We start from the raw sequence: 14,334 nt of genomic DNA, 5'->3' as shown, positions 1-14,334 counted from the left end.
AGGGAGCTAAAAATGATCGAAATTAGTCAAATTTCAATTAACCATATGACCACTCCACTTGGTTTTGACTTAGATAACCATTTACATATTGAATTTAGTGTAAATAGCTCTAAACCTATGACGGAAACCAAAAAAAGAGTCATTATAAAAACCGATGAAGCTGTTTACGACTCTGATTGGCAAAACTATGACAATAACTTTTTTGATTTTGCAATCGAGTTAGAACCTCGTACCCACTATACAGTGTCTGTTTCCGTTCAAAATGCCGGTGATGAAATAACTAAGGATAGTTTTTTCGAAACTGGAAAAATAACTGAACCATTTTCAGCTAACTGGATTGGAAACAGTAACAAGGATTTGCAAAATACTTTGTTAAGAAAAGAATTTGCATTAGATAAAGAAATTACTAGTGCACGTCTTTACATGACTGGTTTAGGTGTTTACGAAGTTTACTTCAACAACGAAAAAATTGGTGATGAATTACTTGCGCCTGGTGTAACTGCCTATGATCAAGTAACCCAAGTTCAGACATATGATGTCACTAGTTTTTTACAAAAAACTCAAAAGCATGAATTATTGATTTCTCTAGGCGACGGTTGGTATAAAGGAAACTTCGGCTTTGACGGCGGTCAAGAAAATATTTATGGTGATCGTCAAATGGCCATTGCAGAACTGCATTTAACCTTTGCTGATGGGACTGAAGAAGTAATTAACACGGATGATTCATGGCAAACAACTTCTGGAAAAGTTACTAAGTCAGCAATTTACTACGGTGAGGACTTAGATGACACAAAGGAAATTACTAACTGGGAACCAGCAGTAATCATTGATCACTCTAAAGAAATTCTGCATGATCGTTTAAGCTTGCCACTTAAAGTTGAAGAATACTTACCAGTTAAAGAAATCATTCAAACTCCTGCTGGTGAAACTGTCTTAGATTTTGGCCAAAATCATGCAGGTTGGCCTGAGCTTTTCAATCATGAACCTGCGGGACAAACAATTGAACTTCAAGTTGGGGAAATTTTACAAAACGGTAATTTTTACCGGGACAACCTTCGTGAAGCCCGCGCCGCCTTCAAGTATACTTCTGGTGGTAAAGAAAAATGGGTTCGTCCCCACTTTACTTACTATGGTTACCGCTATGCAAAAGTTACAGGTAATACCAAGCCACTTAAGAAAGAAGATTTTCGCTCAGCAGTCATTTACTCCGATATGAAAACTACTGGCGGAATTACAACAGATAATGCGAAAGTCAATCGCCTTTTGCAAAACGTAATTTGGGGTCAAAAGAGTAATTTCTTTGATGTCCCTACCGACTGTCCTCAACGTGATGAACGTCTTGGTTGGACTGGTGATGCAGATGTATTTTCAGCAACAGCCGTTTTGAACATGGATACCTATGCATTCTTTAAGAAATATGCACGTGATATGCAAATCGAACAGAATGCTCATGATGGCATGCTCACAATGTATGCTCCAGCAATGGGTAATGGTAGCGGTGGCGCTGCAATTTGGGGTGATGCTGCAACAATTATTCCATGGACTGTTTACCAAGCATATAATGATCCCGCTATTTTACGTCAAAATTACTCAAGCATGAAAGCTTGGGTTGAATGGATTGGTAAAAACACTTCAACTAAGAACCTTTGGACAGGCTGCTTCCAATTCGGTGACTGGCTTTCACTAGATGGTGAAAATCCAGCAATGCCAACTGGTAAAACTGATGAAGACTTCATTGCTTCTGTTTACTATTACTACTCTACTTCTATTGTCGCTGAAACAGCACAAATACTTGGTTTTAGCGATGATGCTGCTAAGTACTCAAAACAAGCTAAAGCAATTAAAAAAGCTATTTCTAACGAATATATTACTGCAACTGGACGTTTATCAATTGATACACAAACAGCTTATGCATTAGCTCTAGCCTTTGATTTAGTACCTGATGAGCAAAAGCAACGTGTCGTTAAAGACCTAGTTACTCGCCTTGGTAAAGATAATAACCATCTAAAGACTGGTTTTGTTGGTACACCAATTGTTTGTCGTGTTCTTTCTGAAAACGGCGAACACAAGCTTGCAACACAAATCTTCTTAAATGAAGACTTCCCAAGTTGGCTTTATGCAGTTAATTTAGGTGCAACAACAATTTGGGAACGTTGGAATTCAGTTATGCCTGATGGCTCAATGAATCCTGAAGGAATGAACTCACTTAACCACTACTCTATTGGTGCGATTATGCAGTGGGTTTACCAGCAAGTACTTGGAATCAGTTCTCAAACAAATGGCTATCAAGAAGTCACTTTGGCACCACAATTTGATTACCGTCTCAAGCATGTTCAAGGTCATTATGAAAGTTCATACGGTGATCTTCAAATTGAATACCAACTTGAAACTGATGAACAACACACAATCAAGCTCAACCTGAATATTCCATTTGGTCAACAAGTAACAGTGAAATTACCACGTGCTACTGGTGAAGTTCAGCTTAATGGTGAAGCCACTAGTCTGCCACTTAAGCTAACCGGTGGACAATATTCTATCAGTTATGTTCCAAGTTCTAGCTATATCGAATACTACAACATTGATATGCCAGCCAAAGACCTTATGGCAGATTCTGAATTAGTAGAAAAATTGTCACCACTGAATGGTGTCTTTGGTTTCTTACAAGATCAAAATAACCTTGACACATTTGGTGGAAGTTCATTAATTGAAATGAATACAATGTTACCATTTGTTAATATCTCCGATGAAGATTTCGCTAACATCAAAGCTGTTTTAGCAGAGACTCCATTGGCTAGTGAAAGGAAGTTTTTAAATGAAGGGCGTACTATTTGATCTTGATGGTGTAATTGCCGATACTTCGGTTTACCACTTTCAAGCCTGGCGAAAACTCATCAAAGACCACTTTAATCGCGAATTACCTGATGAATTAGAAGTCCAAACTAAAGGCGTAAGTCGTGCTGATTCACTTACTGCAATTCTGAACTATTTAGACATTAAAGTAACTGATTCTGAATTTAACAAAATGACTGAAGAAAAGAATGATGTTTTTCGTGAGTTATTAGCCAACTTAACCCCTGCTAATATCCTACCTGGAATATCTGAACTTATTTCTGAACTTAAGGCACATAATGTTAAGCTTTCACTAGCTTCTGCAAGCTTGAACGGTCCTTATATACTAGAAAAATTAGAGCTTATTAATACTTTCGATGCAATTGCAAATCCAAGCAAAGTTGCAGCAGGAAAACCAGCACCCGACATTTTCATCGCCGCAGCTGATGCCATTAACTTATCTCCAAAAGAATGCGTTGGAATCGAAGACTCAATCGCTGGAATTAAAGCAATAAACTCTTCAGGTGCCTTTTCAGTAGGTGTCGGTAATGAAAATGAACTTAGCGAAGCCTACTTGCTCTATCCTGATACCTCCAAATTAAGCTATGAGCAAATAGAAACCGCATGGAAAAAGCATAATTAAAACAACTTATATCTACCCTTTGAATTAAAAAACTAACTAAAAATCAAATCAAACAAAAATAGCCAATTTCCTTACCGAAATTGGCTATTTCTTTATTTTTTATTCACCTAAATAAGCAAAAACTACTTTTTCGTCATAGATGTGAAGCACTTTTTCAAATAAAAAGCGACAAATTACTGCAACAATTGCTGGAATAACAATCCAAACAAGCAGTGCCATTATGAAATTCAAACTGTACTTACCTGCATCCATTGAAGCCAGTGGTCCAACAATGCCTACAAGACCAAATCCTGCTGATGCAGGAGTCCCAGATACATGGAATAATGCGACAGGTATTGCAGACACAATTGCTGTGATTAGTGAGGGCAGAAGAATAATTGGATGTCTAAATAGATTTGGCATCATCATTTTCATTGCGCCTAACGCAATTGCAATTGTTACCCCTGATTTATTTGTGCGCCAAGAATGAACAACTAGCACAATTGTCGTTGCTGCTACACCCATAGCTGCAGCACCAGCTGAAAGCCCGTTTAATTGAATTGCCATGCCAATCGCAACCGTCGAAATTGGTGAAACAATCAAAATACTAAACATGCAGGAAATCAATACACACATTAAAATTGGTTGTAAATCAGTAAATGAATTAATAACGTTTCCTAACCAAGTGGTAATTTTACTTACATAAGGTAAAATTAATAACCCAATCCAGCCTGCGCCAACCCCAATAATAATCGGAGCAGCTACAATTTTTACTGATCCAAAACGTTCCCCTACCAGTAATAGTAGGAAAACAGTTAGACCGGCAGTAATCATAGTATTAATCAAATCACCAGTTCCAGCAGAAACAAACACACCTTGTGCTTTAGTTGCTGGATTGACAATTTGCGGAACAAATTTAGTTACGCCTGATCCGACATATGCTGCTGCAGCTACAATAGCTACATCCAACGGAACCATTTTAAATTGGATTGCAATTAATGCCCCAATCAACAACGGTGTCGCACATTGGAAAATCAGTAATGCTTGACCGATACTGGCGGTAATTGCATTCTGCCCAAATAACTTTAAAATTGCACTTACTACTGCATTAGGAATCAAACCAACAATGATCCCAGTTGCAGTTCCTGCCAGAATATTGTTAAAAAATGTTTTGATTGTTAATTTGTTTGTTGTGGTTGTGTCAGCCATAAGAAATACTCCTTCGAATTAATTTTTAATGTTGATTGCATTTAAAAATAATTCGTTGCAAGTAAAAACGGCTTGAATTCAGCTGCATTCTTTTTTCCTCCCATTCAAAGATATTATCAATAGTTTAACATGATAAATTAAAAAATAAAGTAAAAATTAAATAAAAATGAGTTTGATTCATTAAAAAAAGGAAAGCCATCATATTAAGCTTTCCTTTTCATTTCTATAACAACGCACTTCTATTTATTTCTTGCTTCTAACCTAAATAAATTTAGATAACTTAAGAAAATAATGACACTAATGATTGACATAACTAAGAAAGCAACCTGACTTCCCTGGGCAGTTAAAACAGAATAATTGCCTGGCTTCTTTTGCCAAGCCGAAATAATTGTGGCCATAACCGTTGTTCCCATCGATCCAGCATACTGCTGACCAGTCTGAAAGACAGCTGTAGCGTCAGTATGTAATTCATCAGGTTGCAATTTGGATGCTTCAGCCATTGTATTGTTGAACGCCATTTGTCGCCCAATAATCATAATGCCGTAGAAAACGCCCACCATAACTGTTGAGATTTTCAGACCGAAAATGGTAAATAGTATACTTGCCGTAAAGCAAAAGATTGTACCAGTTAAAAATGGAAGTTTTGGCCCTTTTTGATCATAGATATGCCCAAACCATGGATTCAAGAAGCCACTTAAAATGCATCCCGGAAGTAAAACTAACCCGCCAATGAGTGAGCTTTCATGATTAACAATTTGAACATAGTTTGGTAACACGAAACTAGTTCCAATATTAATAAACTGTAGCAATAAATAAGAAATCATCGCGAAAACAAATGGTTTATTTTTGAAAATATCCAAGTTGATTAGCTTCTTTTTGCTCTTCTTCGACAGTTTGATAAAAAGGAATACTAGCGCTGCAACAACAGCCATACTTAACCAAAAATATGGATCACCGAAGCCATTACTAATTCGATTAAAGCCCAAGTTAAAGATAATCATAGCCGCAGCAATCACAAAGTAACTCGCCCAATCAAAGCTTGGATGCTTTTTTTCGTGGTACTGCTCAATTGACAGAGCTCCGATGATTAGTACGACTATAGCAATTAAAGCAACAATATGAAAAATTAATGGCCAGCCAAAATAATAAACAACTGTCCCACCAAATGTTGGTCCTAAAGATGGGGCAAGAATAACTACTAGACCGGTTAATCCCATATAAAAGCCCCATTTTTTCTGCGGCATTAGTTCAACAACCAAATTAAACATCAGTGGAATTGACAAACCAGCTCCCACGGATGAAATGAGTCTCCCTGCAAGCAAAACCCAAAAATTAGGTGCAAGTCCAGCAACTACTGAGCCGCCAATAAATGAAATAGCTGCTGTTAAAAATAGCTGTTTAGCCGAAAAGCGCTCGTTTAAATATGAGCTTGCAACCATAATAACTGCAATTGTTAAAAGGTAGCCTGTAGTGGTCCATTGAACAAGTCCTAGACCAATGTGAAATTGTTTCATTAACGTAGGAAAAGTAACGTTCAAACTTGTTTCCGTTAAGATTGATACAAATGCCATCAGTGCGCAGCTAACAATTGCCAAAATATGTTTTGGCGTCTCTGCTTTTCTTTCCATTCTCTTAAACCTCCCGGTAATAAAAAAGAGTAAAAAGCCAATTAGCTTTTACCCTTTCCAATCCTTAATCGGTTTTCACCGATCAGATAACAATGTACAGGACACATTATCCTTATTTTTGCTCAAAACGTGATACTAAGTTATCATGTAAAGCTTCGTAACCTGGTTTGTTTAGTAGACCAAACATGTTACGTTTGTATTCTTCAACACCTGGTTGGTTAAATGGATTAATGCCATTGAGGTAACCAGAAATTGAAATGGCTAACTCGAAGAAGTAAATAAGATAGCCTAATGTGTGCTCAGTTTGATCTGGAATATTAACAGTCATAACTGGAACACCACCATCAGTATGAGCTAAAACAACACCTTCGTATGCGCGATCGTTAACAAAGTTTAAGCTCTTTCCTTCTAAGAAGTTCAATTGATCTAAATTACGATCATCCGAAGGAATCTCTACATCGTTTGCAGGATTTTCAACTCTAATAACTGTTTCAAACAAGTTACGTAAACCTTCTTGAATGTATTGACCTAATGAGTGAAGATCAGTTGTAAAGTTTGCACTTGCTGGCCAAATGCCCTTGTTATCTTTACCTTCTGATTCACCCATTAATTGCTTGCACCACTCACTAAACATTCTCAAAGTTGGTTCGTAGTTTTCGACAATTTCAGTAGTGTATCCTTTACGGTATAAGATATTACGTAAAGCAGCGTATTGGTATGGTGTTGCCTTTGATAAGTCAGTATCAGTGTATTCGCTACGTGCATCAGCAGCACCTTGCATAAGTTGATCAATGTCAGCACCAGAAACAGCGATTGGTAATAAACCAACAGCAGAAAGGACGCTGAAACGACCACCAATGTCATCTGGAACAACAAATTCTTCATAGCCTTCAGCATCTGCTTCAGTCTTAAGAGCACCTTTAGCACGGTCAGTTGTAGCAAAGATACGTTTTTGAGCTTCTTCTTTACCGTATTTCTTAATTAACTTATCTTTAAAGATTCTGAATGCAACAGCAGGTTCTGTGGTTGTACCAGATTTAGAAATAACGTTAATGCTAAAGTCCTTATCTCCTAACCATTCAATCAAATCGTGAAGATATGAACCAGAAAGTGAGTTACCACAGAAGACAACAGTTGGGTACTTATCTTTGCCTTTACCATAAAAAGCGCTATTTAAGAATTCAATGGCAGCTTGGGCTCCAAGGTATGAGCCACCGATACCAATACAAATTAGAACTTCCGAATCGGCTTGAATTTTTGCAGCTGCTTTTTTAATACGAGCAAATTCTTCTTTATCGTAATCAACTGGTAAGTCAACCCAACCTAAAAAGTCGCTACCTGCACCGGTACCTTCCTTTAATTCCTTAGATGCAGCATCGACCATTGCTTGCATTTCGCCTAGTTCATTTTCGTGAACAAATGGTGTTAATTTACTGCTATCGAATTTAATTAAACTCATAAAATACGCTCCCTTTATTGAATTAAATATCTATTTCACAAAACCATTTTAGCAATCTTATTTTATAAATACCAGCGCTTTTTAAATTGTTTTCAGCTTTACTCGTAATTGTTGAAAAAGCCAGTATAGTAAATAACCAAGGGCTGCCCCGCAACTATTAAAAAAGACATCATCAATATCACTCACACCGGTTGCGAGTAAAAACTGCATTGTTTCAATAAAAACTGAAAATAAGACGCCTGCTACTAACACCCTGATAAAAGTTTGCTTTTTTGAAAAAACAAATGGTGCTAAAAAACCGAAAGGTAAAAAGCAAGCCACATTACCTAGTGAGTTGTAAATAAAATCCAACCGACTCTGAGCATAGTACATCTTCCAAGTTTCTTTCATAAATACGAGATTAATATCACTTAGCGGTCGATGGAAATTGAAAGAAAGTTGCCATGGGAAATATGTTCGGCGAAAAGTGGTTAACATTAAAATCAAAATTAAATAAAAAGCAAACAGCCATACCGTCGCTTCTGATTTAAGTGTTCGCCTTCGTCTTACCACCATTAACCAAAACAAACGCAAAATCATGAAAACCAAAAAATAAAAAATTGTCTTATCAAATGCCAACATAATTAACTTAATTAAGGCAAAATGATTAACTTTAGTTGCATAACTTTGAGCAATTAAGTTATATAGCGGTCCTAGAAATATCATTTTAGTTCAAGTCCTATAAATTTAGTGTTCATCTAGATTATACCCAATCTTTGCCAAATTTTTCTTAAAAAAGGACTAACAATTCAGAAATGATTGTCTAAAGTGCGCGAAAATTCTAAAATAATTAAATAAGGAGAGTTCAACTTGAAAAAAAAGAAGCTGATTAATTTTATCCAGACCCGTACAGGCTTTTTTTGTCTGTTGGTTATTTTGTTCACATTAAAATATATTTTTGCTGCCTATCATGATTTTAACCTGGGCATTAGTGATCCTTACCAACACATTATCATGTGGATTAGTCCTATCGGATCGGCCGTTTTATTACTAAGCATTGGATTTTACTTTTCTAAACCAGTTGTATCCTATGTCATCATGTTGATAATGGATTTCGCCAATACTGGTTTGCTTTTTGCTAACATCTTAAATTATCGACAATTTGCAGACTTCATTACTGTCAAAACAATGACTAATGCAGCTAAAGTAGCACCAGGTCTTGGAAAAAGTGCTGTCGCCCTATTAAAGCCCTCTGACCTAATTTTATGGCTTGACTTAATTATTGTGATAGGACTTTTGCTTGCTCATAAAATCAAAATTGACCAAAAATCATATGGGTTACTAACTCCATTTACTATCACAACGTGTGGAGCCCTAATTTTAAGTCTCAATGTTTTTTTAGCAGAATCGTCACGTCCACGCCTTTTAGGGACAACTTTTGATCGTTCATACATTGTTAAGTACCTAGGAATTGACACTTTTACCGTGTACGACGGCGTGAAAAATGAACAAACTGAGCAAGTAAATCGTAATGCTAACACTGCTGACTTAAACAAAATATTGGCTTATACACGTAAAAACAAGTTACCAGTTAGCCCTCAGTATTATGGTGCTGCCAAAGGCAAAAACGTCATTGTAATCCACCTAGAGAGTTTCCAGCAATTCGTAATCGATCTCAAAATTAACGGCAAGGAAGTCACACCTTTTCTTAACTCAATCTATCATAGTCGTCATTCACTTAGTTTTTCTAATTTCTACCATCAAGTTGGAATTGGTCGTACCAGTGACGCAGAAAACATGCTTGAAACAAGCACATTTGGTATCTCAGACGGTTCACTTTTTACTGCGCTAGGTAGTTCAAATACCTTCCAAGCCGCGCCACAAATTTTACGCGAAAATGGCAATTACACTTCAGCCGTTTTTCACGGTAATGTTGGTTCATTTTGGAATCGTGACGATGTCTACAAAAATATGGGCTATAACTACTTCTTTGACCAAAATTATTACAGTCATGATCAAAGCGATAGTATTGGTTACGGAATCAAAGATAAAGTCATGTTCGCTGAAAGTGTTAAATATCTTGAACGCATGCAGCAACCTTTTTATAGCAAATTTATCACCGTTACCAATCATACCCCGTTTGATATGGACGAAGAAGATCGCGATCCAAACTTTAAAACTGCGGATACATCTGACAAAGCTATCAACAACTACTTTGAAACGGCCCACTATCTTGATCAAGCAATCAGGGAATTTTTCGACTATTTGAATAAATCTGGTTTAATGAAAAACACAGTAGTAATGATTTATGGTGACCACTACGGCTTAAGTAATTCCGAAAATGAAACCTTGGCTCCTATTATTGGCGAAAGCTCGGATACTTGGAATAGTTATAATAATGTCCAAATGCAACGCGTACCTTTTATGCTTTACTCGCCTAGCTTAAAAGGCAAGATTATGAACGAAGTTGCAGGAGAAATTGATGTTCTACCTACACTACTTCACTTACTTGGCATTTCCAATAAGAACTATATTCAATTTGGTAATGACCTGTTATCACCGGAGTACAAACCGTGGATTGTTTTTAGAAATGGCACAATTGTCAGTCAAAAATATGTTATTATCGGCGGAAAAGGTAAAAAAGGCACTGTTTACGATCGAATTAGTGGCAAAGAAATTATCAATTATACTGAAAAAGAAAACAAAGAAATTGCTGAACTAGCCAAAAAAGGAAAGTTGGCTCTTAAGTACTCTGATTTGCTCAATAACCATAACCTTTTACGTTTTTACACCCCGAAGGGGTTCAAACCAGTTGATCCAGGTCAATTCGATTACTTGAGTAACTTCCAGCAAATGGAAGCCTTAAGAGCAAAATTAAAGACCAAATCAACAGCACTAATCTCCACACATAAGCACTCTACTACTCGCTTTTATCGTACTGATGCCCCTGAATTAAATGGTCGCCACTACGAAATAACAGAAATTCCTGAATCAGTGGCAGAAAATCATTTAGATAAAAAAAGGGATAATGATAGCCAAAAGAAAAAAAGAGAATATAATTAAGACATACTTAATCTTTTTATAATTTGAGGTGTTTTGACTATGGTTTATTTAATTTTGGTTATTGTCGTTATTCTTTTATTTCTATCATGTTGCCGAGTTGTTCCTCAAAATAACGAAGGACTAATCGAAACTCTAGGTAAATACTCAAGAACAGTTAAAGCAGGCCTTGTGTTTGTCATACCTGTAATTCAAAGATTGCGACGCGTTTCATTAGCAATGTTTCCAGCAGAAATTTCTAAGTACTCAATTATTACTAAGGACAATGCTGAAATCACCACTAGTTTGACGTTAAACTATTTAGTAACTGATTCATATAAGTACTTTTACAACAATACCGATTCAGTTAAGTCGATGGTTGAATTAATTAGAGGACACTTACGCGATATCATTGGTCGGATGGACTTAAACGATGCCCTTGGTTCAACTAGTAAAATCAATTCACAACTTGCTGATGCAATTGGCGATTTGACAGATTTATATGGTATTCGTGTGGTTCGTGTCAATATTGATGAATTACTTCCTAGTGTTGAAATTCAAAAGGCAATGGATAAACAACTAACTGCTGATAGAGAAAAAATTGCAGCAATTGAAAAAGCCGAAGGCGAAGCTAAAAACATTGAATTAACCACTAAGGCCAAAAATGAGGCATTAATTGCCACTGCAAAGGCTAAAGCTGAAGCTGTCAAAACTGAAGCCGATGCTGAGGCATACCGAATTAATCAGCTACAGGCAAGCTTGGATAAAGCTTCAGATGGTTACTTTAGAAACCAAAGCCTAGATAGTTTTAACAAGCTTGCTTCTGGTCCTTCTAACCTAATTGTAGTCGATAAAGATGATATGACTAACTTAGGTGCAGTACCTGCTACAGCAAAAATTTGGCAAAAATCTACTGACAAAAAAGAATAATACCTAAGAGTAAACAAAAAGCACTTCAGTTGAAGTGCTTTTTGTTTATTCAGATAGATACTGTTCAAATCCTTCATCAAAGAAAGTGATTGTGAAAATAGCTCCTTCGTTAGGACTCGAATCTACGCTAATTTTGCCACCATGCTGCTTAATTAGCGAAGAGACAATTGAAAGGCCAAGACCAGATTCACCAGTTCCTTGACGAGCCCTTGACGGATCAGCTTTGAAAAAACGATCAAAGATATACTTCATTTGTTCATCGCTCATTCCAATTCCGTTATCCATAACCACAATTTCTGTAGCATGGTCTTTCCTTCGGCCACTAATTACTATTTGACCATTTTTGGTAAATTGAATTGCATTTTGAACCAAATTGAAAATTATTTGGGTAAAGCGATCCTTGTCCGCATAAACTGACAAATCGCCAGGTGCAGCAATTCGAATCTCATCATGTTCCTTTTCAGCGTTTTGTGAAAGCTGCATTTTCACATCTTCTAATATCTTAGTTGCATTAAATGATGTTTTAACCAACAAAATCTGATTATTGCGAATTTTTTCAAAATCAAGATTTTCATTGACTAATCTGATTAGCCTTTTAGTTTCTTTTTTCATTAGAGAAATTGACTTAGGCTTAGCGTCTTCAGGAATCGCATCATATTGCAATCCTTCCAAAATTCCGTTAATGGTTGTTAGAGGCGTTCTCATTTCATGAGCAGCGTCAGCCAGGAACTGATCCCGCCGTTTTTCCTGATTCTTGATTTCTTCATCAGACTGTTTCAGCGACCGTACCATTTGGTTAAAGTTATCGGCTAGCTGATCAATTTCATCGTTTCCCTTATAATTGAGCTGCACATCAAAATTACCGGAAGTAACTTTCTTAGTTGCAATCGAGAGGCGCTTAATTTTGCTAGTAGTGTAATATGACAAAGCTAAACTTAAGGCAGCTCCGACAGTTAATGCAACAATAAAAGCATTTACCAAATTCTGCTTCGCCATTGCTATTGGTCTTTCAACGTTTTTTACCCTAGCGCCAAGCCAAATTGCACCAATCATCTTGTGCTCACTCATCCAAGGAACAAGAACACCAGTACATGGATCATTAGTGTGGCCCATATAAGAATGAGAGTCGTTATTATTTTTAATACGAATTTCTTGCCCTTGTTTCAAAATACCATATATATCAGAAGCAAGGTGTAAGTCTTTAGCAGTCTTCGGATAAATTTGGCGACCATCTGAATCAAAAATACGGAGATGAAGATCATCACCACGTAAGACAAATTCCATTTGCTTCAGGAAATTTGCATTTAACATTAATGTGCCATTCTTTTTATCCGTCGCCGCCAAAGAGCCTAAAGAAGACGCATAGTCTTCCATTCGCTGATAGTTTTGCGAATATGATTGGTTTGTTACATAAGCAATTTCGGAATAGCCAATAATTGCAACAGTTGTTAAAATAATCAGCAAAAAGCTAAGCATGTGCTGATAAATCAATTTCATAATTTATTAAACCTGTGAATCGTCAAATTTGTAACCAATTCCCCAGACCGTTTGAATGACGTTTGCTCCAACTTTTTCTAGCTTATGTCGTAATTTCTTGATGTGTGCGTCGACTGTTCGTTCTTCGCCAAAAAAATTATAGCCCCAAACATAGTCAATTAATTGGCTCCGTGAAAAAACCTGCTTAGGTTTTTCTGCCATTATAGCCAACAAATCAAATTCCTTTGGGGTAATATCTGGTACTTTTTTGTTATCAAACAAGATTTCACGTCTGTCTTTAGAAATTTTAATATGTTCTGTTTCAACATCAAACTTTTCTTTTACTTTATCAGCTTCTGCTTTAGCTTTAGCTCTACTTTGGCTTTCTTCTATATCAATTCTTCGCTGAAGAGCCTTGATTCTTGCAATTAAAGCTAATGGACTAAATGGCTTTGAAACATAATCATCTGCACCTACGCCTAGGCCCAAAATCTGCTCTGCTTCACTATTTCTCGCCGTCAGCATAATAATTGGAATAGTTGGCGATTTCTCTCTAATTTCTCTAGCAACCTGGATCCCGTCTTTTTTTGGTAAATTCAAATCCAGTGTAACTAAATTATACTGATCCGGATTAGCAGAAAATTTTTCAACCGCTTGCTCCCCATCAGTAGCAACCTCCATTGTCCAACCCTCTTTTTTGATGAACATTTCCATCATCTCTGCAACGGACTGGTCATCCTCAACCATTAAGATATTTAATTTCATTTTCGGTCCCTAAATCCCTTAGTTCTCCCATGCTTTACGTCATCAGGATTAACGTAATCATGTGGCAATTCATGGCGATTGATCAAAAACTTCTTTAAGCTTTTCTCTGTTGCCATAATTGGAAATATAAGAAAAAGATAAAATGTGAGTAGCCAAATTAGGAAATATCGATCCCAATTCAGCAAATGGACACCGATTCCAATTAGCAACTGTATTCCGCCAAAAAGGATAAAGTAAAGACTAGCCTTTTTTTGAGCAAACTTAAAACTAGTCGAATTAGTCTGAGCAAGGTATGAATAATATCCGTAAAGTGGATGAGGTTTTCGAGGAGGATTAATTAGCCAGATAATTCCCACAACCATAATAACTGATCCACAAGCGATATATATCATACTTTT

At 36.7% G+C, this 14,334-nt stretch carries 11 protein-coding genes; 4 read left to right on the top strand and 7 right to left on the bottom strand.

Going from position 1 to position 14,334, the window contains the following annotated elements; translation table 11 throughout:
* Positions 1–15 precede the first annotated feature (15 nt).
* Positions 16–2,832, top strand: a complete 2,817-nt coding sequence (locus CRG87_RS01380) for an alpha-L-rhamnosidase (protein WP_074425726.1) — start codon at positions 16–18, stop codon at positions 2,830–2,832.
* Entirely contained in the window at positions 2,813–3,472 is a 660-nt protein-coding gene (gene pgmB, locus CRG87_RS01375) for a beta-phosphoglucomutase (protein WP_074425501.1), read from the top strand. Before CRG87_RS01380 ends, pgmB begins: the two co-directional genes overlap by 20 nt.
* 99 nt (positions 3,473–3,571) lie before the next feature.
* On the opposite strand, the gene CRG87_RS01370 is transcribed toward pgmB, so the two are convergent.
* The 4 genes from CRG87_RS01370 to CRG87_RS01355 all read right to left on the bottom strand — a co-directional run bounded on the left by CRG87_RS01370 (position 3,572) and on the right by CRG87_RS01355 (position 8,452).
* Positions 3,572–4,660 carry a PTS sugar transporter subunit IIC gene (locus CRG87_RS01370; RefSeq protein WP_074425502.1) on the bottom strand — a complete coding sequence of 363 codons (1,089 nt, stop codon included), beginning with the start codon at positions 4,658–4,660 and terminating at the stop codon, positions 3,572–3,574.
* A 239-nt stretch (positions 4,661–4,899) separates the two neighbouring features.
* Positions 4,900–6,288: an MFS transporter gene (locus tag CRG87_RS01365; RefSeq protein ID WP_074425503.1), complete on the bottom strand. Its 1,389-nt coding sequence runs from the start codon at positions 6,286–6,288 to the stop codon at positions 4,900–4,902.
* A gap of 112 nt (positions 6,289–6,400) precedes the next feature.
* On the bottom strand, positions 6,401–7,747 hold the full coding sequence (locus CRG87_RS01360; RefSeq protein ID WP_074425504.1) for a glucose-6-phosphate isomerase: 1,347 nt from the start codon (positions 7,745–7,747) through the stop codon (positions 6,401–6,403).
* Positions 7,748–7,828: 81 nt separating this feature from the next.
* The gene (locus CRG87_RS01355; protein WP_046308099.1) at positions 7,829–8,452 is read right to left on the bottom strand and encodes a VanZ family protein; all 624 of its coding nucleotides are present in this window, start codon (positions 8,450–8,452) and stop codon (positions 7,829–7,831) included.
* A 144-nt stretch (positions 8,453–8,596) separates the two neighbouring features.
* On the opposite strand from CRG87_RS01355, the gene CRG87_RS01350 reads away from it, so the two are divergent.
* Complete coding sequence (locus tag CRG87_RS01350) at positions 8,597–10,789, top strand: LTA synthase family protein (protein ID WP_074425505.1); 2,193 nt, start codon at positions 8,597–8,599, stop codon at positions 10,787–10,789.
* A gap of 39 nt (positions 10,790–10,828) precedes the next feature.
* Entirely contained in the window at positions 10,829–11,695 is an 867-nt protein-coding gene (locus CRG87_RS01345; protein WP_046306603.1) for an SPFH domain-containing protein, read from the top strand.
* Between the two features lie 45 nt (positions 11,696–11,740).
* Here the strand turns inward: CRG87_RS01345 and CRG87_RS01340 are convergent, their stop codons facing one another.
* The 3 genes from CRG87_RS01340 to CRG87_RS01330 are packed head-to-tail and all read right to left on the bottom strand — an operon-like array spanning position 11,741 to position 14,328.
* The gene (locus CRG87_RS01340) at positions 11,741–13,192 is read right to left on the bottom strand and encodes a sensor histidine kinase (RefSeq protein ID WP_046306601.1); all 1,452 of its coding nucleotides are present in this window, start codon (positions 13,190–13,192) and stop codon (positions 11,741–11,743) included.
* Positions 13,193–13,198: 6 nt separating this feature from the next.
* Positions 13,199–13,936, bottom strand: a complete 738-nt coding sequence (locus tag CRG87_RS01335) for a response regulator transcription factor (protein ID WP_046306599.1) — start codon at positions 13,934–13,936, stop codon at positions 13,199–13,201.
* Positions 13,933–14,328 carry an SdpI family protein gene (locus CRG87_RS01330; protein WP_074425506.1) on the bottom strand — a complete coding sequence of 132 codons (396 nt, stop codon included), beginning with the start codon at positions 14,326–14,328 and terminating at the stop codon, positions 13,933–13,935. The genes CRG87_RS01335 and CRG87_RS01330 overlap by 4 nt, the downstream gene beginning before the upstream one ends.
* Positions 14,329–14,334 lie beyond the last annotated feature (6 nt).

The organism is Lactobacillus apis (assembly GCF_002837055.1).
In the GTDB taxonomy this organism is placed as follows: Bacteria; Bacillota; Bacilli; order Lactobacillales; family Lactobacillaceae; genus Lactobacillus; species Lactobacillus apis.
This window is presented reverse-complemented; position numbering and strand designations above follow the sequence as displayed.